The sequence below is a fragment of the Enterobacter sp. SECR19-1250 genome, assembly GCF_013391025.1.
In the GTDB taxonomy this organism is placed as follows: domain Bacteria; phylum Pseudomonadota; class Gammaproteobacteria; order Enterobacterales; family Enterobacteriaceae; genus Enterobacter; species Enterobacter cloacae.
In genome coordinates this window covers 36,994-60,744 of sequence record NZ_JACASJ010000011.1, presented here as the reverse complement: position 1 = coordinate 60,744, position 23,751 = coordinate 36,994, and the positions used below count along the sequence as shown (strand labels likewise).

At 54.0% G+C, this 23,751-nt stretch carries 18 protein-coding genes and 2 pseudogenes; 6 read left to right on the top strand and 14 right to left on the bottom strand.

The annotated features are described in order from the left end of the window. Nucleotides 1–72: 72 nt before the first annotated feature. The 4 genes from nagD to nagB are packed head-to-tail and all read right to left on the bottom strand — an operon-like array spanning nt 73 to nt 4,104. Nucleotides 73–825 (bottom strand): ribonucleotide monophosphatase NagD, encoded by a 753-nt coding sequence (gene nagD / locus HX884_RS04925; protein ID WP_058682116.1) that lies wholly within the window; start codon nt 823–825, stop codon nt 73–75. Between the two features lie 45 nt (nt 826–870). Beyond that, nucleotides 871–2,091: an N-acetylglucosamine repressor gene (locus HX884_RS04920; protein WP_013097570.1), complete on the bottom strand. Its 1,221-nt coding sequence runs from the start codon at nt 2,089–2,091 to the stop codon at nt 871–873. 8 nt (nt 2,092–2,099) lie between these two features. After that, complete coding sequence (gene nagA, locus HX884_RS04915) at nt 2,100–3,248, bottom strand: N-acetylglucosamine-6-phosphate deacetylase (protein WP_013097569.1); 1,149 nt, start codon at nt 3,246–3,248, stop codon at nt 2,100–2,102. A 55-nt stretch (nt 3,249–3,303) separates the two neighbouring features. Next, nucleotides 3,304–4,104: a glucosamine-6-phosphate deaminase gene (gene nagB, locus HX884_RS04910; protein WP_013097568.1), complete on the bottom strand. Its 801-nt coding sequence runs from the start codon at nt 4,102–4,104 to the stop codon at nt 3,304–3,306. 329 nt (nt 4,105–4,433) lie between these two features. On the opposite strand from nagB, the gene nagE reads away from it, so the two are divergent. The 4 genes and pseudogenes from nagE to chiQ all read left to right on the top strand — a co-directional run bounded on the left by nagE (nt 4,434) and on the right by chiQ (nt 10,437). Further along, nucleotides 4,434–6,383 (top strand): PTS N-acetyl glucosamine transporter subunit IIABC, encoded by a 1,950-nt coding sequence (nagE, locus tag HX884_RS04905; protein ID WP_178327785.1) that lies wholly within the window; start codon nt 4,434–4,436, stop codon nt 6,381–6,383. Nucleotides 6,384–6,552: 169 nt separating this feature from the next. Next, on the top strand, nt 6,553–8,220 hold the full coding sequence (gene glnS / locus HX884_RS04900) for a glutamine--tRNA ligase (protein WP_013097566.1): 1,668 nt from the start codon (nt 6,553–6,555) through the stop codon (nt 8,218–8,220). 445 nt (nt 8,221–8,665) lie between these two features. Continuing rightward, nucleotides 8,666–10,063, top strand: a pseudogene (gene chiP, locus HX884_RS04895) (chitoporin). Between the two features lie 44 nt (nt 10,064–10,107). Further along, a pseudogene (chiQ, locus tag HX884_RS04890) lies at nt 10,108–10,437 on the top strand (ChiQ/YbfN family lipoprotein). A gap of 106 nt (nt 10,438–10,543) precedes the next feature. On the opposite strand, the gene fur reads toward chiQ, so the two are convergent. The 4 genes from fur to ybfF all read right to left on the bottom strand — a co-directional run bounded on the left by fur (nt 10,544) and on the right by ybfF (nt 13,156). Further along, nucleotides 10,544–10,990 carry a ferric iron uptake transcriptional regulator gene (gene fur, locus HX884_RS04885; protein WP_010428651.1) on the bottom strand — a complete coding sequence of 149 codons (447 nt, stop codon included), beginning with the start codon at nt 10,988–10,990 and terminating at the stop codon, nt 10,544–10,546. Nucleotides 10,991–11,280: 290 nt separating this feature from the next. Further along, nucleotides 11,281–11,811 (bottom strand): flavodoxin FldA, encoded by a 531-nt coding sequence (fldA, locus tag HX884_RS04875; protein WP_008501067.1) that lies wholly within the window; start codon nt 11,809–11,811, stop codon nt 11,281–11,283. Nucleotides 11,812–11,966: 155 nt separating this feature from the next. Continuing rightward, complete coding sequence (ybfE, locus tag HX884_RS04870) at nt 11,967–12,254, bottom strand: LexA regulated protein (RefSeq protein ID WP_013097563.1); 288 nt, start codon at nt 12,252–12,254, stop codon at nt 11,967–11,969. A 128-nt stretch (nt 12,255–12,382) separates the two neighbouring features. Then, nucleotides 12,383–13,156 carry an esterase gene (gene ybfF, locus HX884_RS04865; RefSeq protein ID WP_102751679.1) on the bottom strand — a complete coding sequence of 258 codons (774 nt, stop codon included), beginning with the start codon at nt 13,154–13,156 and terminating at the stop codon, nt 12,383–12,385. A gap of 183 nt (nt 13,157–13,339) precedes the next feature. Here ybfF and seqA point away from each other — a divergent pair, with 183 nt between their 5' ends. Then, nucleotides 13,340–13,888, top strand: coding sequence for a replication initiation negative regulator SeqA (seqA, locus tag HX884_RS04860; RefSeq protein ID WP_023621116.1), 549 nt, complete (start codon nt 13,340–13,342; stop codon nt 13,886–13,888). 24 nt (nt 13,889–13,912) lie between these two features. Then, nucleotides 13,913–15,553: a phosphoglucomutase (alpha-D-glucose-1,6-bisphosphate-dependent) gene (pgm, locus tag HX884_RS04855; RefSeq protein ID WP_178327784.1), complete on the top strand. Its 1,641-nt coding sequence runs from the start codon at nt 13,913–13,915 to the stop codon at nt 15,551–15,553. Nucleotides 15,554–15,656: 103 nt separating this feature from the next. Here pgm and potE read toward each other — a convergent pair whose 3' ends face one another. The 6 genes from potE to kdpC all read right to left on the bottom strand — a co-directional run bounded on the left by potE (nt 15,657) and on the right by kdpC (nt 23,743). Then, entirely contained in the window at nt 15,657–16,970 is a 1,314-nt protein-coding gene (gene potE / locus HX884_RS04850) for a putrescine-ornithine antiporter (RefSeq protein WP_013097559.1), read from the bottom strand. Further along, a complete protein-coding gene (gene speF, locus HX884_RS04845; protein ID WP_178327783.1) occupies nt 16,967–19,165 on the bottom strand; it encodes an ornithine decarboxylase SpeF in 2,199 nt (732 codons plus the stop codon). Before speF ends, potE begins: the two co-directional genes overlap by 4 nt. A 256-nt stretch (nt 19,166–19,421) precedes the next feature. Further along, complete coding sequence (speFL, locus tag HX884_RS04840) at nt 19,422–19,526, bottom strand: leader peptide SpeFL (RefSeq protein ID WP_003858645.1); 105 nt, start codon at nt 19,524–19,526, stop codon at nt 19,422–19,424. Between the two features lie 279 nt (nt 19,527–19,805). Next, nucleotides 19,806–20,483: a two-component system response regulator KdpE gene (gene kdpE / locus HX884_RS04835; protein WP_013097557.1), complete on the bottom strand. Its 678-nt coding sequence runs from the start codon at nt 20,481–20,483 to the stop codon at nt 19,806–19,808. Continuing rightward, nucleotides 20,480–23,167 (bottom strand): two-component system sensor histidine kinase KdpD, encoded by a 2,688-nt coding sequence (kdpD, locus tag HX884_RS04830; RefSeq protein ID WP_013097556.1) that lies wholly within the window; start codon nt 23,165–23,167, stop codon nt 20,480–20,482. Before kdpD ends, kdpE begins: the two co-directional genes overlap by 4 nt. Then, nucleotides 23,168–23,743 carry a potassium-transporting ATPase subunit KdpC gene (kdpC, locus tag HX884_RS04825; RefSeq protein ID WP_013097555.1) on the bottom strand — a complete coding sequence of 192 codons (576 nt, stop codon included), beginning with the start codon at nt 23,741–23,743 and terminating at the stop codon, nt 23,168–23,170. Nucleotides 23,744–23,751: the final 8 nt, after the last annotated feature.

Genomic DNA, 23,751 nt, shown 5'->3' with positions numbered 1-23,751 from the left:
CGTTTTTGTTAGATATGATTTTATTGGACGGGGCTATAAATGAAAAACCACGCCCTGAGGCGTGGTTCTGAATCAGATAATGTCAATTTCGTCGACGGAGGGGTAGATCCAGCTCGGCCGGAACGGCATCGAATCAATGTCATCAAGTTGAGAGACACCGGAGAGCACCAGAATGGTCTCCAGACCCGCCTGGAAACCGGCCAGAATATCGGTGCGCAGGTTATCACCGACAATCACCGTCTCTTCAGAGTGGGCCTGCATCGTGTTCAGCGCGGCACGAATGATCCACGGGCTCGGTTTACCGACCACAAACGGTTTACGACCGGAGATTTTTTCGATACCGGCGCACAGTGCGCCGCAGGCCGGATAGAAACCACGGCCGTGCGTATCGGGGTTGGTGGCGATAAAGCGCGCGCCGCTGGCGACAAAGTAGGCGGCCTTATGCATCATCTCCCAGTTAAACGAGCGCGTTTCGCCGACGATCACAAAGTCCGGGTTCACATCGGTAATGGTAAAGCCTGCTTTATACAGCTCGTGGATCAGCGCACCTTCACCGACCACGTAGGCTTTTTTCCCTTCCTGACGCTTCAAAAAATCTGCCGTCGCCATTGCGGAGGTATAAAACACGCTGTCCGGTACGTTGATGCCCGCAGTGGCAAAACGGTTCGCCAGATCCTGACCGGTTTGGGAAGGGTAGTTCGTGAGAAGAACCAGCGGCATTCCTTTGTCGATGATGCGGTGTAGAAACTCCGCAGCACCTGGCACGGCGATGTTGTCGTGCATCAGCACGCCGTCAATATCACAAATTACATTCTTAATGGTCATGAACAATCCGACATCAAAAAAAGAAGGCGTTACTATAAGTCCCGATTAGCTTTCCAGCAAATGCTGCAACAGGATCCCGTTGAGCATGGCGCGTTTGACCAGCGCAAACGCGCCAATCGCAGAGCGGTGATCCAGCGTCGAACGCACGACCGGTAAATTCTGACGAAACGCTTTCAACGCCTGGGTGTTAATGCAGCCTTCAATCGCGGGCAGTAACACTTTTTCCGCTTCGACGATTTCACCTGCAATCACCACTTTTTGTGGATTAAAAAGGTTGATGGCAATGGCAATGGTTTTGCCGAGGTGGCGCCCGACCTGTTCGATCACTTCGCAGGCCAGCGCATCGCCTTTATTGGCGGCTTTGCAGATGGCGCCGATTTTACAGTCGTCCAGCGTCACGCGGCTCTGGTAGCCTTGTTCCAGCAGATGACGGACGCGATGCTCAATGGCCGCGTTGGCGGCAACCGTTTCAAGACAGCCAAAATTACCGCAGTGGCAGCGCTCGCCAAGCGGCTCCACCTGGATATGACCAATTTCGCCCACGTTGCCGTTACGACCAATAAAGATACGTCCGTTGGAGATAATGCCCGCCCCGGTACCGCGGTGAACACGCACCAGAATAGAGTCTTCACAGTCCTGACTCGCACCAAAGTAGTGCTCGGCCAGCGCCAGCGAGCGGATGTCGTGACCCACAAAGCAGGTCACCTTAAAGCGCTTTTCCAGCGCCTCCACCAGCGCCCAGTTCTCGACCGGGATATGTGGCATATAACGAATGACGCCGCTTTCCGGGTCAACCAGCCCGGGCAGGATCACCGAAATGGCGATGAGCTCGCGGATTTTGCGCTGACAGCTTTCGATAAAGTGCGCGATGGTATTGAGCAGCGCGTGCTCCAGTGTCTCCTGGGTGCGCTCCGGAAGAGGGTAGTGCTCTTCGGCAATGGCTTTACTGCTCAGATCGTAAAGCGTCAGGGTGGTGTCATGGCGACCAAGACGAACGCCAATGGCCTGAAAATTGCGGGTTTCGGTGATGATGGAAATTGCGCGGCGGCCTCCGGTGGAGGCCTGCTGATCGACTTCTTTGATCAGGCCGCGCTCAATAAGCTGACGTGTAATTTTTGTCACGCTGGCGGGAGCAAGCTGGCTTTGTTCGGCTATCTGAATACGTGAGATTGGCCCGTGTTGGTCAATCAGGCGATATACCGCCGCGCTGTTAAGCTGTTTAACGAGATCGACATTACCGATTTGAGCTTGTCCGCCTGGTGTCATACTTTTACTTACTCAGTGACGACCTCGTTACCATTAACGATGGTCTTAATAATTTTATAATCGTGTGTGAATGCCGTCAGGTTTGCAACCATGCCTGGTGCAATTCCGCCAAGCTGTTTATCCACGCCGATGGCACGCGCAGGATAAAGGGTTGCCATGCGCAGCACTTCTTCAAGCGCAATGCCGCAATGCTCGACCAGGTTACGCACGCCTTCAATCATGGTCAGGGAGGAGCCGCTCAACGTACCGTTTTCATCCACACACAGTCCGTTGCGGTAGTATATTGTTTTACCGGCAAAAATGAACTGCTCAATATTTGCACCTGCCGGTGCGGTGGCATCCGTCACCAGGCAAAGCTTGTCACCTTTCAGCCGCTTGGCGTTGCGAATGTTGGTGTAATCGACGTGTAAACCGTCCGCGATGATGCCGCAGTAAACGTCTGGCTCATCCAAAATCGCCCCGACCAGCCCCGGTTCACGACCCGTGATATACGGCATGGCGTTATACAGGTGTGTCGCAAAGGTAATACCCGCACGGAAACCGGCTTTTGCCTCTTTCAGCGTGGCGTTTGAATGTCCCGCTGACACGACAATCCCGGCGGCGGCCAGTTTGCTGATCACGTCAGTACCGGTCATTTCAGGTGCCAGCGTCACTTTGGTGATCACATCCGCATTGGCACACATATAGTCGACCAGTTCGGCATCAGGTTTACGCACGTAATCCGGATTATGCGTCCCTTTCTTCACCATATTCAGCCATGGCCCTTCAAGGTGCAGACCCAGAGCCTGATTTGGGTGTTTCGCCAGGTATTCACGCATAACGCGGATACCCTGTTTCATCAGCTCATCGCTGCTGGTGATGAGGGTTGGCAGATAGCTGGTGCAGCCCGATTTCTCGTTCGCTTTCTGCATGATTTCCAGCGTTTCGACGGTGACGGCGTCTGCGGTGTCGTTAAACTGCACACCGCCGCAGCCGTTCAGCTGTACGTCGATAAAACCGGGGGAGATTACTGCTCCATTGAGTGAGCGCTGTTCAATCTCTGGCGGCAGCTCTGCCAGCGGACAAACACGTTCAATCAGGCCATTGGCGATAACAATCGCATGGTCATCCAGAATTTCATGGCCGGTATAAATCCGACCGTGGGTTAAAGCGTACATAACGACCCCCGGTTAAAAAAAGCGGCCGCCTCTTCATGAAGAGGCGGTTATTCAATTACAGACCTTTGATGTTCTCAGCTTCTAACTCGTTGAAGTATTTCAGCGTCTTCACCTTCAGTTCCATCGTGGACGGTTCGTCACAAACGATGACGGATTTTGGATGCAGCTGCAGGCAGCTGATGGTCCACATGTGGTTTACGTTGCCTTCAACGGCAGCCTGGAGCGCCTGCGCCTTCACGCTGCCCAGGACCAGAATCATCACTTCTTCGGCATCCAGCAGCGTGCCGACACCGACGGTCAGGGCATATTTTGGAACCTGGTTCACATCGCCATCAAAGAAGCGGGAGTTTGCCACGCGCGTGTCATGGGTCAGCGTTTTAATACGGGTACGGGACGCCAGTGACGACGCGGGTTCGTTAAACGCGATATGACCATCGTTACCCACACCGCCCATAAACAGGTGGATTTTACCGTAAGAACGGATTTTTTCTTCATACTGACGGCATTCTGCGTCAATATCAGGCGCGTTTCCATTCAGCAGGTTAATGTTTTCAGCTGGAATATCAACGTGATCAAAGAAATTACGGTGCATGAAGCTATGGTAGCTTTCCGGGTGATCCTTCGGTAAGCCGACATATTCATCCATGTTGAAGGTGACAACGTGTTTGAAGCTAACCTGGCCTGCTTTGTGCATCTCTACCAGTGCTTTATATGCGGTCAGCGGTGTGCCGCCGGTAGGGAGGCCAAGTACGAAAGGACGATCGGCGGTTGGTTTGAAGGCGTTGATACGGTTAACGATATGGCGAGCGGCCCATTTACCGACTTGTTCAGCAGTTGCCAGGGGAATCAGTCTCATTGTTCACCTCAAGAGTTTAAGTAGAAGAGTGGGCGGATGGGTATCGGGACCTGATACTTAAGCGTAACCTGGAACCTTTCAGGCCGGATCAATCCGTCTTGATTTTTCGAATGATAAAATAAGTTTTCGATGTTAGCCAGTGAAAGGGAGGGTGATAAACGATATTTGGTGACAAAAATCACAAAAAGTACGCTTTTAATTTGCGATACGAATTAATTTTTCACACACTCACAATGCCAGTGAATCATCAACTGTATTTCTAGTTCGTGACACAATAAAAAACATAGTTAATGCACGAGCCTTAACAAGGGTCTCGTAGGGGGAATAGGATGAATATTTTAGGTTTTTTCCAGCGCCTCGGTAGGGCTTTGCAGCTCCCTATCGCCGTGCTACCGGTTGCAGCACTGCTGTTGCGATTCGGGCAACCCGATCTTCTTAACGTGCCGTTTATCGCGCAAGCGGGTGGTGCGATATTTGACAACCTGGCGCTGATTTTCGCCATCGGCGTGGCGTCCAGCTGGTCTAAAGACAGCGCGGGTGCCGCGGCGCTGGCAGGGGCAGTCGGTTATTTCATCCTGACCAAAGCGATGGTAACCATCAACCCTGAAATCAACATGGGTGTTCTGGCGGGTATTATTACCGGTCTGGTCGGCGGTGCAGTGTACAACCGTTGGGCGGGTATCAAACTGCCAGATTTCCTGAGCTTCTTTGGCGGAAAACGCTTTGTTCCGATTGCGACAGGCTTTTTCTGTCTGATTCTGGCCGCTATCTTTGGTTATGTCTGGCCACCGGTACAGCATGCCATTCATGCAGGCGGTGAGTGGATCGTGTCTGCGGGCGCAATGGGTGCAGGTATCTTCGGTTTCATCAACCGTCTGCTGATCCCAACCGGCCTGCATCAGGTTCTGAACACCATCGCATGGTTCCAGATTGGTGAGTTCACCAACGCGGCAGGTACCGTATTCCACGGTGATATCAACCGCTTCTACGCGGGTGACGGCACCGCGGGCATGTTCATGTCCGGTTTCTTCCCAATCATGATGTTTGGTCTGCCGGGCGCTGCGCTGGCAATGTATCTGGCCGCGCCAAAAGCGCGTCGCCCAATGGTTGGCGGCATGCTGCTCTCCGTTGCGGTAACGGCGTTCCTGACCGGTGTTACTGAGCCACTGGAATTCCTGTTCATGTTCCTGGCTCCGCTGCTGTACCTCATGCACGCGGTGCTTACCGGTATCAGCCTGTTTGTGGCCACTCTGCTGGGCATTCACGCGGGCTTCTCCTTCTCAGCCGGTGCGATCGACTACGTGTTGATGTACAACCTGCCGGCAGCCAGCAAAAACGTCTGGATGCTGGTTGTGATGGGCCTGGTGTTCTTCGTTGTCTACTTCCTCTTGTTCAGCGCGGTTATTCGTATGTTTAACCTCAAAACGCCGGGTCGCGAAGATACTAAAGATGACGTCGTAACCAGTGAAGCAAACAGCAATACCGAAGAAGGGTTGACCCAGCTGGCAACCAGCTATATCGCCGCGGTAGGCGGTACCGACAACCTGAAAGCCATTGATGCCTGTATCACCCGTCTGCGTCTGACCGTTGGCGACTCTGCGCGCGTAAGCGATGCCATGTGCAAACGCCTGGGCGCGTCTGGTGTGGTGAAACTGAACAAACAAACCATCCAGGTTATTGTGGGTGCGAAAGCCGAATCTATCGGCGATGAAATGAAAAAAGTGGTTGCCCGTGGACCGGTCGCTGCTGCCTCAACGGATAGCGCGCCTGTAGCTGACGCTCCGGTTGCTAAACCGCAGGCTGTACCAAACGCCGCTACTATCGCCGCGCTGGTTTCACCGGTTACGGGTGAGGTGGTCGCGCTTGAGCAGGTACCTGACGAAGCGTTTGCCAGCAAAGCGGTCGGTGACGGTGTTGCGGTGAAACCAACGGAGAAAACCGTTGTGTCTCCTGCGGCGGGCACCATCGTGAAAATCTTCAACACCAACCACGCGTTCTGCCTCGAAACCGAAAAAGGCGCGGAGATCGTGGTTCATATGGGTATTGATACCGTTGCGCTGAACGGCCAGGGCTTTACTCGCCTGGTGGAAGAGGGCGCAGAAGTGGTTGCAGGTCAGCCGATTCTGGAAATGGATCTGGACTTCCTGAACGCCAATGTCCGTTCGATGATAAGCCCGGTGGTATGCAGCAACATCGACGACTTCAGCGGCCTGGTGCTTCAGGCAAAAGGTCAGGTGGTTGCGGGGCAAACGCCACTGTATGAGATTAAAGGCAAGTAATCGCTCCTGAGTAGAGTCATGCCTTAAGCGGCGGGGGAGATCCTCCGCCGCTTTTTTTTGCAGCAAATGCCCCCATTATTTTCTTCCGGGACGTTTTAAGGGTTGTCACTACGTCCGGCTTATAAGATCATATGCCGTTATACGTTGTTTACGCTTTGAGGAATCCACGATGAGTGAGGCAGAAGCCCGCCCGAGTAACTTTATTCGTCAGATCATCGATGAAGATCTGGCCAGTGGTAAGCACACCACGGTGCATACGCGTTTCCCGCCGGAGCCTAATGGCTACCTGCACATTGGTCACGCCAAATCGATCTGCCTGAACTTTGGTATCGCACAGGATTACCAGGGGCAGTGCAACCTGCGTTTCGATGACACCAACCCAGTAAAAGAAGACATCGAATACGTTGAGTCCATTAAGAACGACGTGCAATGGCTGGGCTTCAACTGGTCTGGCGATATCTGCTACTCCTCTGACTATTTCGATCAGCTGTATGCCTATGCCGTTGAGCTGATCAATAAAGGTCTGGCCTATGTTGACGAGCTCTCTGCGGATGAAATCCGTGAATACCGCGGCACGCTGACGGCACCGGGTAAAAACAGCCCGTTCCGCGATCGCAGCGTGGAAGAGAACCTGGCGCTGTTTGAAAAAATGCGTGCTGGTGGCTTCGAGGAAGGTAAAGCGTGCCTGCGTGCCAAAATCGATATGGCATCACCGTTTATCGTGATGCGCGACCCGGTGCTTTACCGCATTAAATTCGCTGAACATCACCAGACCGGTAACAAGTGGTGCATCTACCCGATGTACGACTTCACCCACTGCATCAGCGATGCGCTGGAAGGCATCACCCACTCGCTGTGTACGCTGGAATTCCAGGACAACCGTCGTCTGTACGACTGGGTGCTGGATAACATCACAATTCCGGTGCATCCGCGTCAGTACGAGTTCTCTCGTCTGAATCTGGAATACACCGTGATGTCCAAGCGTAAGCTGAACCTGCTGGTGACCGATAAGCACGTTGAAGGCTGGGACGACCCACGTATGCCGACCATCTCTGGTCTGCGCCGTCGCGGATATACCGCGGCGTCAATCCGTGAGTTCTGCAAACGCATTGGCGTGACCAAGCAGGATAACACCATTGAGATGGCGTCTCTGGAATCCTGCATTCGTGAAGATCTGAACGAAAACGCGCCGCGCGCGATGGCCGTTATCGACCCGGTAAAACTGGTTATCGAAAACTATCCGCAGGGTGCGAGCGAAATGGTCTCGATGCCTAACCATCCGAACAAACCGGAGATGGGCAGCCGTGACGTACCGTTCAGTGGTGAAATCTGGATCGATCGTGCTGACTTCCGCGAAGAAGCGAACAAGCAGTACAAGCGACTGGTGCTCGGTAAAGAGGTGCGTCTGCGTAACGCCTATGTGATCAAGGCTGAGCGCGTAGAAAAAGATGCGGAAGGCAACATCACCACGATCTTCTGCACATACGATGCCGAGACCCTGAGCAAAGATCCAGCGGACGGCCGTAAGGTGAAAGGCGTGATCCACTGGGTCAGTGCATCACACGCGCTGCCGGTAGAGATTCGTCTGTACGATCGTCTGTTCAGCGTGCCTAACCCAGGCGCAGCAGAAGACTTCCTGGCGACCATCAACCCGGAATCGCTGGTCATCAAACAGGGTTACGCTGAGCCATCCCTGAAAGCGGCTGAGGCGGGTAAAGCCTTCCAGTTTGAACGTGAAGGTTACTTCTGCCTGGACAGCCGTCACAGCACCGCTGAAAAACCGGTATTTAACCGTACGGTTGGTCTGCGTGATACCTGGACGAAGATCGGCGAATAATAACGCCGCGCTGGTCAATGAGAAACAAACGCCGCGTAATGCGGCGTTTTTTTATAGAGTGATCATGCCTTTAAAGCAGTAGCTAAATAGCGTTTATAAAAATAACAGGTCAATGTGGTGCTACTTATTTTTTTAAAAAAAGTTTATCCCCTTTCAAAAGTCTGACGCACCGTAAAAATAATATCATTTAACGCGTTACTTATTGAAAATCGGCCTTTTCCCCTGCCAGTACTGGCATCCCGTTAAATGTTACAAAGCACTACCAATTATGTGCTCTTCGTCATAATCCTGAGTTTTAGCCACCGAAAAGCATTGATAATTCGCGTCGCGAAAAATAACCTAAAGACGGTAGTTATTCGAGGGTATTTCCGACTACCCCTGACCATCAGGTCTTTTATATTTTTCGCCGTTTTAGGCGTTTTAATTCGTCAAAGAGGAATAATCTATGCGTACGTTCAGTGGCAAACGTAGTGCGCTGGCGCTGGCTATTGCCGGTGTGACAGCAATGTCAGGCCTGGTGGTGACGCCAGACGCTAAAGCAGCAGGCTTCATCGATGATTCAACCCTCACGGGCGGTATTTATTACTGGCAGCGTGAACGTGACCGTAAAGATGTCACGGAAGATAAATATAAAACGAACCTTTCTCACTCTACCTGGAACGCCAATCTGGATTTCCAGTCTGGTTACGCTGCCGATATGTTCGGTCTGGATATTGCCGCCTTCACGGCAATTGAAATGGCGGAAAATGGTGACAGCGGCCACCCGAACGAAATAGCCTTCTCCTCCAGTAATAAAGCGTATAAAGAAGACTGGTCCGGAGATAAAAGCGGTATCAGCCTGTATAAAGCTGCCGCGAAATTTAAATACGGCCCGGTATGAGCGCGCGGTGGTTATATTCAGCCAACCGGTCAAACCCTGTTAGCACCGCACTGGAGCTTTATGCCAGGTACCTATCAGGGGGCAGAAGCGGGCGCCAATTTTGATTACGGTGACGCGGGTGCGTTAAGCTTCTCGTATATGTGGACCAACGAGTATAAAGCGCCATGGCATATCGAAATGGACAAGTTCTACCAGAACGATAAAAAGACCAAAGTGGATTATCTTCACTCGCTGGGCGCGAAGTACGACTTTAAAAATGATTTAGTGCTTGAAGCGGCATTTGGTCAGGCGGAAGGTTATATCGATCAGTATTTTGCTAAGGCCAGTTATAAATTTGACATCGCGGGTAGCCCGCTGAGTACCAGCTACCAGTTCTACGGTACGCGAGATAAAGTCAGTGATGGTGGCGTGAATGATATTTATGACGGCACGGCGTGGTTGCAGGCGCTGACCTTCGGCTACAAAGTCGGTCAGGTAGATTTGCGTCTTGAAGGAACGTGGGTAAAAGCGGAAGGGCAGCAGGGCTACTTCCTGCAGCGTATGACCCCAACCTATGCATCTTCAAACGGTCGTCTGGATATCTGGTGGGATAACCGTTCCGACTTCAACGCCGATGGCGAAAAAGCAGTCTTCTTCGGCGCAATGTATGATCTGAAAAACTGGAACCTGCCAGGCTGGGCGGTGGGGGCATCTTACGCCTACGCATGGGATGCGAAGCCTGCTGATATGGCAACGCCAGACGCATACTACGATCCAAACTATCGTCTCAAAGAATCCGCTTACAGCCTTGATGCGATCTACACCCTGCAGGATGGTCGCGCCAAAGGGACCATGTTCAAACTTCACTTTACACAATACGACAACCACTCCGATATCCCGAGCTACGCGGGCGGTTACGGCAACATCTTCCAGGATGAACGCGACGTGAAATTCATGGTTATCGCACCGTTCACCATCTTCTGATGACTCGTCCGGCGGGGTAATTCCCGCCGGACCGGAGACTACATATGAAAAAGATTGTAATCGTCGCGTTGCTGGCATCGGGACTGGTGGCTTGTGCGTAGAATCAGGCCCCGAAAGAGGACTCCCGTCTGAAAGAAGCCTACAGCGCGTGTATCAATACGGCGGAAGGTTCGCCGGAGAAGATCGAAGCCTGTCAGAGCGTGCTGAATGTGCTGAAAAAAGAGAAAGCGCATGAACAGTTCGCAACCCAGGAGAATATTCGTGTAATGGATTATCAGGCCTGTATCCAGGCGCGTAAAACCGGTAACGATCAGGAAGTCGCGAAGCGTTGCGATCAGATCTGGAAAGAGATTCGCAGCAACAACAGCCATTAACCCGCTGTTATCATGCCCGGTAGCGCTGCGCTGCCGGGCTTTTTTTTGCCAGACCGCAGGCAAAAAAAAAGCCAACCTTGCGGCTGGCTCAGAGTATGAAACGTGTTTATTTCGCGTCGTGCGCGTGATCGTCTTCGCGGCAATCGCCTTCAGCACAGTGACCATACAGGTACAGGCTGTGGTTCGTCAGGCGGATACCGTGACGTGCGGCGATTTCACGCTGGCGAGATTCAATGGAATCATCGCTGAATTCAATGACCTTGCCGCAATCCAGGCAGATCAGGTGATCGTGGTGATGCTGTTGAGTCAGTTCGAATACAGATTTACCGCCTTCGAAATTATGACGGGTGACAATGCCCGCGTCATCAAACTGGTTCAGCACACGATAGACGGTTGCCAGCCCAATCTCTTCGCCCATGTCGATAAGACGCTTATAAAGGTCTTCCGCACTGACATGGTGATTGTCTGGACCCTGAAGCACTTCAAGGATTTTTAACCGAGGAAGCGTAACTTTCAGGCCAGCCTTCTTTAATGCGGTATTGTTGTCAGTCATGCGGAATCTGTCCTGTTGCTAAACGATTCACTTCTGTAGGAAGTGACAGAAATTGCACCCGGGATAATGCGTCTCATTATAGAACTGCCATGGCTAAATGAAAACTGCAAGTCTCAGGTAAAGTATGCTTATAAAAACGTGGTATCACCAACAAACTTGCATTGTGAAAGCCACGTTTTATCAGGGGGTCATTGTACAGGTCTGGGCGAAAAAGTTAAAAGATTGTAGCAATTAATTTAATCGGTTTGACCTGGTTTATGGGCGCAACCACCGTTGCGCCGCAAGAATCATCAGGCGTTGAGAATATCGTCCAGGTGCAGCTCTTCACGGATCTGCTTAACCCATTTTTCAACGCGCTCGGCGGTCAGTTCTGGCTGACGATCTTCGTCAATCGCCAGACCCACGAAGTGATCGTCGTCTGCCAGACCTTTAGACGCTTCGAAGTGATAACCAGCGGTAGGCCAGTGACCTACAATAACGGCACCGTTTGGCTCAATAATGTCGCGGATGGTGCCCAGCGCATCACAGAAGTACTCTGCATAGTCTTCCTGGTCGCCGCAGCCAAACAGGGCAACCAGCTTGCCGTTGAAATCCACCTCTTCCAGCGTTGGGAAGAAATCATCCCAGTCACACTGGGCTTCACCGTAATACCAGGTCGGAATACCCAGCAGCAGGATGTCATAGCCTTCGAGATCTTCTTTGCTGCTCTTGGCGATGTCGTGCACATCGGCAACGTCTTTACCGAGCTGTTTCTGAATGTTTTTTGCGATATTTTCGGTATTGCCGGTATCACTGCCGAAGAAAATGCCGATAATTGCCATGAGTAAAATAACCTCTTGATACTTAATGGTATGGTGGCGCAATTTGTCCACGGATAAAGGCAATAATAGCAGAACAGGCAACCCTGCGGAAACAGCTATCGCGCAGGACTGCACTCTGTGCTACATGAAAAGGGTAATAAAGGGATTTTTCGGACTTATGCCTTACTGCGCATGGTCTCGAGTTGGGTGAGTAACATCTCTTCGATTAGTTCGCTGCGGCTGATATTACGCGCGTCAGCCAGTTCGTTTAGCGCATCGACAGCGTCGGCGTTGAGCTTCAGTTCGACACGCTTAAGCCCACGATTTTTATCGCGTTTAAGCTGGTTGCGTTTATTAATACGCAGCTGTTCGTCGCGCGAAAGCGGATTCGTTTTTGGTCGTCCCGGTCGACGCTCATTCGCGAACAGATCTAGTGTCGTACGGTCCGTTTGTTCTTTGGCCATGATTCTGAGACTTCGGGGGAAACACGCCGCCCTGCTAATGCCTGGGCGATAAGCGCGCCATCATACATCACCAAAAACGGCACGCCAACGACTGGAAGCCCGCAGCCTTCCAGTCGCTCTCTTTTTAATCAATTTGCCGTATCAGTCAGATAGCGGCGAATGGCGCGTAAGACGGCGTCTGGTTTTTCCGCATGAACCCAATGTCCGGCGCCAGCTATGACATGAGCGCGTGCCTGCGGGAATTGCGCCAGCAGGGTATCGCGACAGGCGTCGGTAACGTAGGGCGAATTGCCGCCACGAATGAAGAGGGTAGGGTGCGGCCATGCCGGAACGGTTTCCCAACCAACGATGTTATCGTACTGCTCCCACAGCACCGGCACGTTGAACCGCCACTGGCCGTCAACGAACGATTTCAGCAGAAACTGGATAACCCCTTCTTCATCCAGATGCTCACGCATAACGACAGCTGCCTGTTGGCGCGTCGAGACGCCAGCGTTGGTCACCGCGTTGATGGCGGCGAAAATCTCATCATGGCGACGCACGTGGTAATCCACCGGGGCGACATCTATGACCACCAGGCCACTTATTCTTTCTGGTGCCAGAGCCGTCAGTGCCATGACCGCTTTGCCGCCCATTGAATGCCCGATCAACGTCACTTTCTCGAGAGTGTTGGCATCCAGCGTATCCAGCAGATCCTGCGCCATGGCCGCATAGGTCATCTCTTCTGAACGCCCGGAAAGGCCATGATTTCGCATATCCACTTGCAAAATATCGTGATCGGTAACCAGATCGCGTGCCAGCACGCCCAGGTTATCCAGGCTGCCAAACAGCCCGTGAACCAGTACGATGGGAGGATTCGTGTTCGGCGATTGTGCAGATTGCGCTCGGGTATTCAATTTCATGGCAAAGTTCTTTTTTTAGGTGTGACAGGTTAGGGTATTATGTTGACCATTCTGCCGCCCGGCTGCAAGGTTCCAGTTTAATCTGACTTTTGCCGCCAACCTGGTTTGACGCTATCCGCTGTTGGGATTTGACTTTATAATCTCAACGACTTGTATTCAGATAAGATATCGCACTGGATTAAGATGAAAACAATCGAAGTTGATGACGAACTCTATCAGTTTATTGCCAGCCAAACGCGGCATATCGGGGAGAGCGCGTCCGACATTTTACGGCGCATGCTTAAAATTTCCGCCGCCTCACCGTCTGCTACCCCAGCCACTAAAGATGTCGTGTCTCAGCCGAGTGTTGTTGCACAAGCAAAACCTGCCGCCGTGCAGGTGAAAGACAAAGTACGTGCGATGCGCGAGCTGCTGCTGTCTGATGAATATGCAGAGCAGAAAAAAGCGGTCAACCGCTTCATGCTGGTGCTGTCTACACTTTATTCACTGGATAACAAGGCGTTTGCTGAAGCGACTGAGTCGCTGCACGGTCGCACGCGCGTCTATTTCGCGGGCGACGAGCAGACGCTGCTGCAAAATGGCAACCAGACCAAACCTAAACATGTCCCTGGCACACCGTACTGGGTCATCACCAATACCAATACGGGCCGCAAGTGCAGCATGGTTGAACACATCATGCAGTCCATGCAGTTCCCGGCGGAATTGATTGAAAAGGTTTGCGGTACAATTTAACCCTTGCATCAGAAGGACCCGGTAATGGCAAATCACAGCCGTGCAGGCCAACCTGCACAACAAAGCGATTTGATTAACGTCGCTCAGCTGACCGCGCAGTATTATGTGCTGAAACCGGTCGTGGGCAACGCAGAACACGCAGTGAAGTTTGGGACATCAGGCCATCGCGGTAGCGCGGCACGCCATAGCTTTAACGAACCGCACATTCTGGCCATTGCTCAGGCCATCGCGGAAGAGCGCGCCAAAAACGGTGTTACCGGTCCGTGCTACGTGGGGAAAGATACTCACGCCCTGTCTGAACCGGCATTCATTTCCGTGCTGGAAGTTCTGGCGGCGAACGGCGTTGATGTAATTGTGCAGGAAAATAACGGTTTCACCCCAACGCCTGCCGTCTCTAACGCTATCCTTGTGCACAACAAAAAAGGTGGCCCACAGGCTGACGGTATCGTTATCACGCCTTCTCACAACCCGCCGGAAGACGGTGGTATCAAATACAACCCACCTAACGGTGGCCCGGCAGATACCAACGTCACCAAAGTGGTGGAAGACCGCGCCAACGCCTTAATGGCCGATGGTCTGAAAGACGTTAAGCGTATTTCTCTGGATGCGGCCATGGCGTCCGGCCACGTGAAAGAGCAGGATCTGGTGCAGCCGTTCGTGGAAGGGCTGGCGGATATCGTCGATATGGCGGCTATCCAGAAAGCCGGCCTGAAGCTGGGTGTGGATCCGCTGGGCGGCTCCGGTATTGAATACTGGAAACGCATTGCAGAGCATTACAAGCTGGATCTGACCATCGTTAACGATCACGTCGATCAGACCTTCCGCTTTATGCACCTTGATAAAGACGGCGCGATCCGTATGGACTGCTCCTCCGAGTGCGCGATGGCGGGCCTGCTGGCACTGCGTGACAAATTCGATCTGGCCTTCGCCAACGACCCGGATTATGACCGCCACGGTATCGTTACCCCGGCCGGGCTGATGAACCCAAACCACTACCTGGCTGTGGCAATCAACTACCTGTTCCAGCATCGTCCACAGTGGGGCAAAGAGGTGGCTGTGGGTAAAACGCTGGTTTCTTCAGCCATGATCGACCGCGTGGTCGACGCGCTGGGTCGCAAGCTGGTGGAAGTGCCGGTGGGCTTTAAATGGTTTGTTGACGGTCTGCATGACGGCAGCTTCGGCTTTGGTGGTGAAGAGAGCGCGGGTGCATCCTTCCTGCGTTTCGACGGCACACCATGGTCAACCGACAAAGATGGTATCATCATGTGTCTGCTGGCGGCGGAGATCACCGCGGTCACCGGCAAGAACCCGCAGGAACACTACGACGAGCTGGCGGCGCGCTTTGGTGCACCGAGCTACAACCGTATCCAGGCAAGCGCGACCTCCGCACAGAAAGCTGCCCTGTCTAAACTCTCTCCGGAGATGGTCAGTGCCAGCACGCTGGCCGGTGATCCCATCACGGCCCGTTTGACGGCAGCGCCGGGTAACGGTGCCTCTATCGGGGGGCTGAAGGTGATGACCGAAAATGGCTGGTTCGCCGCGCGTCCATCCGGTACGGAAGATGCGTACAAAATCTATTGTGAAAGCTTCCTCGGCGCTGAGCATCGCCAGCAGATTGAGAAAGAAGCGGTAGAGATTGTCAGCGAAGTGCTGAAAAACGCGTAAGTGGTGTTTGGTGCGGGCTGATGCCCTCACCCCGGCCCTCTCCCACAGGGAGAGGGTGAAAACACGAAAAACGGCAACCCCTGGGTTGCCGTTTTGCTTTTACCTAACTATGTTTATTCTTCAATTCAAACCGCGGTGAGACCAGCCCGTACAGCGTCCAGCCCATAAAGGTCACCATCGCACCATAAAGCATCGCCTCCTGGCCGGATGAGTAGAGCGCATAGAAGCTGTAAATCGCCCCAATCAGCGCCACAATATTGGCCGCCCGTGCTTTACGGGGATCGACTTTCGCCACCTTCTGAATGATCACCAGCGCCGCCATCGACAGAATATATGGAATGATATTTGTCACCACCGCCAGGTTGACCAGCACGTTGAACTGGCTGTTCAGGGATGGGCTAATGGTCATCAGCGATAACCCGCTCTGGAAGATGACAATCGCCAGCATGCCCTGCACCGGCGCATCGGCTTTGGTCACGCGGGAGAAGATTTTCGGGAAGTAACCTTCGTCAGCCGAAGATTTAAACACCTGCGCGATGGTGAACTGCCAGCCGAGGAGTGAACCGCAACAGGACATGACCATCAGCCCCATGATCACTTTCCCGACTTCCGGGGTGAACATCTGCGCGAAGGCCAGCCCAAACGGTGCGGTGGAGTTCGCCAAATCCATGTTCGGTACGATACCGGCAATAACATTAGTGGAGACGATATAGATCACCGCCGCGCCCAGCGTTCCGCCAAGAACGGCAATCGGGACGTTCTTTTCCGGGTTCTCTACCACTTCCGCGTTTGCGCAGGCGGATTCCAGACCGAGGAAGGCCCACAGCGTCATGGCGATAGAGGACCCCACAGCGGAAAAGAACGGCACATGGTGCGGGTTCCAGGAGTTCGCGTACAGGGTCGGACTGAACCAGAACCAGCCGATGATGCACAGCCCCACAACCGGGATAATCACGCCCCAGACGGTGATGCTACTCAGCTGGCCGGTGATGCGCGCGCCGCCAAAGTTGGCCACGGTGCAGATCCACAGTACGCCGATGGTCGCCAGCCCAATTTGCACCGGGCTGAGCGTGGCACCAAACAGCTCCGTACCGTAACCCACGGCGGAGATGGCAATCGCCACGTTGGCGATCAGCAGCGACACGCCATAGGTGTAGTTAGCCATAAAGTTGCCAGATTTGCCGAAGGCGTATTCGGCGTAGCCGCCCATCCCGCCTGACTTGCGGCTGAACATTCCGCATTTGGCAAATGCCCATGCCAGCGCCATGGAGCCGACCGCGGTTACCAGCCAGGAGATAATCGAAATAGTACCCACCTCGGCAAGTTTGGTGGGCAGCATAATAATCCCTGACCCCATCATGTTGACCATGGTGAGGATGGTCAGCTGCACCACGCCCATCTTGTTGGACTTACTCATAATTTTTCTCCTTTCAGCAGCGCGGGCTGAGCGGCGGGTTGTTTGATGACGTTACAGCGAACCTGTTTGCGTCCATCGCACTCTTCAACGTACACACCCTGTAGTTCCGGTGCGAAGCCCGGTAAAAGGTTGATACCCTCTTCCAGCGCGGCAAAGTAGCGCAGGACGGAGCCTCCCCAGACTTCACCCGGAACCACGCACAGCACGCCTGGTGGGTAAGGCAGGGCGCCTTCGGCGGCAATGCGGCCTTCCGCATCACGCAGCGAGACCAGTTCAACCTCACCACGCAGATACGCATAGTTTGCGTCCTGCGGGTTCATCATCACGCGAGGGAAGTGAGACTTGCGGAACATCTCTTTTTGCAGCTGTTTCACGTTATGGCGGGCGTACAGTTCATGCATCTCCTGGCATATCTGGCGCAGGGTATAACCGGCGTAGCGTTCCGGGTATTGCTTACAGATAGACGGAAGCACCTCTTTTAATGGCGCATCGGTCTGAAGCAGTTTTTCGAAACGCACCAGCTGTGCCACCAGCTGCTGCAGCTTGCCCATATCTTCTGCAGGGGTCAGCAGGAACAGGATCGAGTTGAGATCGCATTTCTCCGGCACGATGCTGTTTTCACGCAGGAAGTTAGCCAGGATGGTGGCGGGCACGCCGAAATCCTCATACTCGCCGGTACGGGCGTTGATGCCCGGCGTGGTCAACAGCAGTTTGCACGGGTCGATAAAGTATTGATGCTCGGCATACCCTTCAAAAGCGTGCCAGTTTTCACCCGGCACAAAGTGGAAGAAGCGCAGGTCGGTGGCAATTTCAGCCGTGTCCCAGCTTTCCCACGGACGGCCATCTACCAGCTCCGGCACGAACGGGCGAATAAACTGGCAGTTCTCCAGGATCAGCTTGCGTGCTTCAATGCCGGTAACCACGCAGTCCATCCACATATTGCGGCCACTCTGCCCCTCGTGCATGCGGGCGTTGATATCCAGTGCGGCAAACAGGGGGTAGAACGGGCTGGTGGAGGCGTGCATCATAAAGGCGTTATTCAGGCGCTTGTGCGGGACATAGCGCGGTTGGCCTTTAATATGGCGGTCTTTCTTGTGAATTTGCGAGGTCTGCGAAAAACCCGCCTGCTGTTTATGGACTGACTGCGTAACCAGAATCCCCGGATCGTTTTCGTTCAGCTCCAGCAGCAGCGGAGAGCAGTCGGCCATCATCGGAATAAATTGTTCGTAGCCCACCCAGGCAGAATCAAACAGGATGTAGTCGCACAGGTGACCAATTTTATCGACGACCTGCCGGGCGTTATAAATGGTGCCATCGTAAGTGCCCAGTTGGATCACCGCCAGACGGAACGGACGTTCGTCACGCGCGCGACCCGGCGCCACTTCCGATACCAGCTCGCGCAGGTAGCTCTCCTCAAAACAGTGGGCATCAATCCCACCAATAAAGCCGTACGGGTTGCGTGCAGTTTCCAGATAGACCGGCGTGGCACCCGCCTGAAGCAGGGCTCCGTGGTGGTTGGATTTATGGTTATTACGATCGAACAGCACCAGGTCGCCGGGGGTGAGCAGGGCGTTTAGCACCACTTTGTTGGATGATGAGGTACCGTTCAGCACAAAGTAGGTTTTATCCGCATTAAACACTTTCGCCGCGTGTTGCTGGGCAATGAACGGCGCGCCTTCATGAATCAGCAGATCCCCCATGGCCACGTCGGCGTTGCACAGATCGGAGCGGAAAAGCGTTTCGCCGAAGAAATCGACAAATTGATTACCGGCAGGATGACGGCGGAAAAATTGCCCACCCTGATGCCCCGGACAATCGAATGCGCTGTTGCCCTGATTCACGTAGTCGACCAGTGCGCGGAAAAACGGGGGGCGTAGCTGGGTTTCGTACTTCTGCGCGGCCGCTTCCAGTTGTCGTCCGTAAAAGTCGTTACTGGTCTCTGAACACTCAAACACACCGTGGATGCGCGATAAATATTCAGCCGGAATGAACTCTTCTTTATGTGTCGCAATAAATACGGGAATACCAAACCCGGTAGCTTCTATTTCTTCCAGGGTGCCACTGGAAATATCGCTCACGGCCAGAACAATGGCGGCGACGTCAATATAATCAGAGGTGCTGACATCTACCAGTTCACGGTGAGTGGTAAAGCAATCAGGGCATGCACGGCTGGCTGCAATTTTTAAACTTTTCATCTTTCTCTCTTTATTTAAGGCAATATTCGTTCCTCGATTTCTCGCTAGAAAGAAATCGATAATGTCCGGAAAAAAAAGCAAAGTGTGGCCGCTGATAAAAAATCAGTAAGTTGCTTTTTAATGAATGAGATTCAGTCCGCCCGGCTGCGGATAAGTCTGAATTAAATTGAATGAACGCACGCCTTCACAGGCAACGGCCTGTAAAATAGAGTTTTTTCAGGTTAACCTGCAAGCGGGTGCGCCAGAAGTCGAAGGACTACCGGGCATTAAAGAGATGGAAGTCAAAGCAGTTTCGGTGGGCAAACATCATGATATGTGTTGTCCGCCTTATATGGGGCATCAAGCGATTATTGTTTTCCATGTTTCATTTTCCTTTCAGTAATTGAAAGCATGGTCATTTTATCCAGGAAAAAGCGATTAACTGTGAATCAGATCACCCTTAACCGATCAAATCAGAAATAATTATTCGTTTTCGATGAATATCGCAGATCAAAACACTGGTTTGTTGACGGTGCGTTAACGGGTTGTGTTGTTTCTGTTTTGAATGAGCGAAAATAAGCCAAAATTATCGCTTATGGCTTATTTAAACGGAATTATGTGGGTGGGTTTGTTTTTATTGGAAATAAAATTGAATAGTTATTCAAAGCATAAACCGATAACCGATACCGGTTTCAGTTAATAAATGGCGAGGACGTGCGGGGTCGGTTTCAAGTTTCTGGCGCAGGTGGCCCATATATATGCGTAAATAGTGACTATGTTCCACGGCGTTGGGTCCCCACACCTGAGCCAGCAGCTGACGTTGGGTCAGCACCTTACCGTGGTTGTTGAGCAAAACCGCAAGCAGGCGGAACTCTATCGGCGTGAGATGGATCTCCTCTTCACCGCGCACAATACGTCGCGAAGCGAGATCAACGTGCACATCACCGAAAGTGTACGTCGGGTCGGCAGGCGTGGCGGCACCGTGGCGACGCAGCGCCACACGAAGGCGAGCCTGTAACTCACCAATCCCAAAAGGCTTAATAAGATAGTCGTCCGCCCCGGCATCCAGCGCGGCGATTTTATCCGACTCTTCGGTGCGTGCGGAGAGCACCAGAATGGGCATCTGGCTCCACTGGCGCACCTCGCGAATAAAATCGATACCGTCGCCATCCGGCAAACCGAGATCGAGGATCACCAGGTCCGGCTTGCGGGTAGCGGCTTCAATCAACCCGCGCTGGAGCGTACCGGCATCATGAACGCGCAGACCGTCACCTTCCAGCGCAGCGCGCAGAAACCGGCTAATGGCGAGTTCATCTTCTACAATCAGGACGTTGATCACAAATCCTCTGGTAATTCATCAAGTTCTGGCGGGGTGTCCAGAGGAAGTGTAACACAAAAACGTGCACCTCCTTCCGGGCGGTTCTCCGCCGAAATGGTGCCGCCATGGACGTCAATAATGGCCTGGCAGATCGCCAGACCCAGCCCAACCCCCGGAATGGCAGACTCTTTATTGCCCCGTGAGAATTTTTCGAATATCGCTTTTTCCTGCCCGGCAGGAATACCGGGCCCGGTGTCCCAGACGTCGAGCCGCAGGGTGTGATCTTCCACCGAAGCATTCACCCCAATTTGCGCGTGTGCTCCGGCATATTTACCCGCATTTTCCAGCAGATTAATTAACACCCGCTCAAACAGCGGGCCATCAACGTGAATTAATGTCAGGGGATCGGGCATGTTCAGGGCGATATGCCGTCCGCCGAGACCGGGCTCCAGCATTTTCAGCGCGCTTCCTACCACTTCCTCAAGCGTGAGCCACTCTTTTTTGAGGTTGAACCCGCCAGACTGTATCCGCGCCATATCGAGCAGGTTATTCACCAGCCGCGTGGTGTTCAGCACGTGCTGGCGGATCTCGCTGGCCTGCAGGGCGTGTTTTGAACCTTCCGCCGCCAGATCCAGGGTCAGAATTTCCGACTGGCCAAACAGCACGGTGAGAGGCGTGCGAAGATCGTGTGAGAGCGCCGCCAGCAGCGAGTTGCGAATGCTTTCGCGCTCGCTTGCCAGCCGGGCCTGTTCTTCGCTGGCCGTCAGCGCCAGCCGCTCCAGGGCGCTGGCAACCAGCAACGTAAAGGTCTCGAGCAGCCTCTGCTGCTCGGGGATCATCAGCTGGCGCAGATTAGAAGGCTCGACGATGACCAGCCCCTGATTTTTATCCGCGCTGCGCAGCGGCAGGATCTGATACGGCACGCCGGGGAGGGTGTCTGTCCCTGCGCCTGCCGGTAACCCTTTATCGAAGCTCCAGCGTGCAATGGCCTCATCCCACGGCGTCATGCCCGTGGCCGACGTCAGCGGGCGCAGCTTACCGTGCTCATCCGGGAGTAAAATCAGATTGCTGGCATTAAATGTCGAGCGGATAAACTGCTCGCTGGTCTGGACGATATCCAGCGGCGTGCGGCCTACCGCCAGCGATTTAGACATCTCGTATAAATGTCGGGTGCGCTGTTCGCGATAGCGGGCGATACGCGCCTGATAGCGAACGCCTGCCGTCAGATTCCCGATCACCAGCCCGACGGTGAGCATGACGGCAAACGTGAGGACGTACTGTACATCTGAGACGGCAAGCGTTCCGCGCGGGTCGATAAAGAAGAGATCGAAGCTGATGACGTTAATCACTGTCGCCAGGACTGACGGCCAGCGCCCGTAAAAGAGCGCCACCACCACCACGCCGAGCAGGTAGATCATCACCAGGTTGGCGGCATCAAACGCAATCAGCCACTGGCTGGCAATGAAGGTAATCAGGGCGCAAAGCACGACGGCGATAAGGCAACCGCGAAGCTGGATGCGCCATTTATCGGTGAACGTGCGGCTGTCTGGCGCACGGTTGGGTAACGGCGTGGGTTTGTCATCCAGCGCCACGACCACCAGATCCAGGTCGGGCGCACGCCGGGCCAGTTTGTCGGCAAACGATTCGCGGCTAAACCAGCGCCGGTGCTGGCGACGGCCAATGACAATTTTGCCCAGGTTGTGCTCACGCGCGTAGCGCAGAATGGCTTTATCTTCCTGCGGATCGGAGAGGGTCGCGGTTTCCGCCCCCAGCTCCTGCGCCAGGCGCAGCGAACTCAGGATCGCGCGACGCTGGTTTTCTGGCAGGGCGTGAAGCTGCGGCGTTTCGACATACACCGCGTGCCAGACGCTGCCAAATTTCGCAGCCAGCCGGGCGGCGGTACGGACAAGCTTTTCATTGCCGCTACCGTGACCAATGCACAGCAGGATGGCATCCCGCGTATGCCAGACGCGTTCCTGTCCTTGCAGATCGCGCCAGGCACGCATCTGGTCATCCACGCGATCGGCGGTGCGGCGCAGGGCCAGTTCGCGCAGGGCGATCAGGTTGCCTTTACGAAAGAAGTGTTCGATGGCGCGTTCGGCCTGGCCTGCAATATAGACTTTCCCTTCATGCAGGCGCTGGCGCAGATCGTCTGGCGGCAGATCCACCAGCACCACTTCATCAGCGGAGTCAAAGAACGGATCCGGCACCGTTTCGCGCACCTGAATGCCGGTCACGCCGCTGACCACGTCGTTCAGGCTTTCAAGATGCTGAACATTCACCGTGGTGAAGACGTCAATCCCGGCTTCAAGTAGCTCTTCTACGTCCTGCCAGCGTTTGGGGTGACGCGAGCCTGGCGCATTGCTGTGCGCCAGTTCGTCCATCAGAATAAGGGCGGGGCGGCGGGCGAGGGCGGCGTCGAGATCAAACTCCGTCACCAGCCTGCCACGATGGCTGATACGGCGAGGAGGCTGCGTGGCCAGCCCCTTTAACAACGCCGCGGTCTCTTTACGGCCGTGGGTTTCCACCACGCCGATCAGAATATCGAGCCCCTGAGCCCGAAGCCGCTGAGCTTCTGTCAGCATGGCGAAGGTTTTCCCGACGCCCGCGCAGGCACCGAAGAAAATTTTCAGCTTGCCGCGATGGGCTTCAGCTGTCTGTTCCAGCAGCCTGTCAGGATCCGGGCGCAAGGGCTCGTCGGTCATTTAGTTATTCCTTAGCGCGTCCAGCGCCAGATTCAGCTCAACAATATTCACTACCGGCATGCCAATGAAACTGACCAGCGGCTTTTGCGTGTGCGCTGCCACCAGCTGACTGACCTGCTCGACGCTCAGATGACGGGCCGCGGCGACGCGCGGTATTTGCCATGCCACCGCTTCAGGCGTCAGGCTGTAGTCCAGCCCACTGGCGGAGGCAGTCACCAGTTCCACTGGAATCTCCCGGCTGGCCTGCGGGTTGGCACTGCGCAGGGCCGCCACACGCTCAGCGATGGCTTTGTCCAATTCAGGATTACTGCCCGCCAGGTTGCTCCCGCCGGATGCCATCGGATTATACGGGCTATCGGCGGTAGCGGAAGGGCGTCCCTGAAAGTACCGGGCGTCCGTAAAGTTTTGACCAATCAGGCGGGAGCCGCGGTTTTCACCCTGCTGTATGATCAGCGAGCCATTGGCCTGATCCTTGAACCACCACTGGCCCAGCGCGGTGGTCAGCAGCGGGTAAAGCCCACCGGTAATGAGAGACAGCAGAATAAACAGAAGTATAGCGGGACGTAACATCGTCATTTGATTCA

Coding starts and splice junctions, on each gene's coding strand:
- nagD (WP_058682116.1), bottom strand. CDS start 825: ATGACCATTAAGAATGTAATTTGTGATATTGACGGCGTGCTGATGCAC.
- HX884_RS04920 (WP_013097570.1), bottom strand. CDS start 2,091: ATGACACCAGGCGGACAAGCTCAAATCGGTAATGTCGATCTCGTTAAA.
- nagA (WP_013097569.1), bottom strand. CDS start 3,248: ATGTACGCTTTAACCCACGGTCGGATTTATACCGGCCATGAAATTCTG.
- nagB (WP_013097568.1), bottom strand. CDS start 4,104: ATGAGACTGATTCCCCTGGCAACTGCTGAACAAGTCGGTAAATGGGCC.
- nagE (WP_178327785.1), top strand. CDS start 4,434: ATGAATATTTTAGGTTTTTTCCAGCGCCTCGGTAGGGCTTTGCAGCTC.
- glnS (WP_013097566.1), top strand. CDS start 6,553: ATGAGTGAGGCAGAAGCCCGCCCGAGTAACTTTATTCGTCAGATCATC.
- fur (WP_010428651.1), bottom strand. CDS start 10,990: ATGACTGACAACAATACCGCATTAAAGAAGGCTGGCCTGAAAGTTACG.
- fldA (WP_008501067.1), bottom strand. CDS start 11,811: ATGGCAATTATCGGCATTTTCTTCGGCAGTGATACCGGCAATACCGAA.
- ybfE (WP_013097563.1), bottom strand. CDS start 12,254: ATGGCCAAAGAACAAACGGACCGTACGACACTAGATCTGTTCGCGAAT.
- ybfF (WP_102751679.1), bottom strand. CDS start 13,156: ATGAAATTGAATACCCGAGCGCAATCTGCACAATCGCCGAACACGAAT.
- seqA (WP_023621116.1), top strand. CDS start 13,340: ATGAAAACAATCGAAGTTGATGACGAACTCTATCAGTTTATTGCCAGC.
- pgm (WP_178327784.1), top strand. CDS start 13,913: ATGGCAAATCACAGCCGTGCAGGCCAACCTGCACAACAAAGCGATTTG.
- potE (WP_013097559.1), bottom strand. CDS start 16,970: ATGAGTAAGTCCAACAAGATGGGCGTGGTGCAGCTGACCATCCTCACC.
- speF (WP_178327783.1), bottom strand. CDS start 19,165: ATGAAAAGTTTAAAAATTGCAGCCAGCCGTGCATGCCCTGATTGCTTT.
- speFL (WP_003858645.1), bottom strand. CDS start 19,526: ATGGAAAACAATAATCGCTTGATGCCCCATATAAGGCGGACAACACAT.
- kdpD (WP_013097556.1), bottom strand. CDS start 23,167: ATGACCGACGAGCCCTTGCGCCCGGATCCTGACAGGCTGCTGGAACAG.
- kdpC (WP_013097555.1), bottom strand. CDS start 23,743: ATGACGATGTTACGTCCCGCTATACTTCTGTTTATTCTGCTGTCTCTC.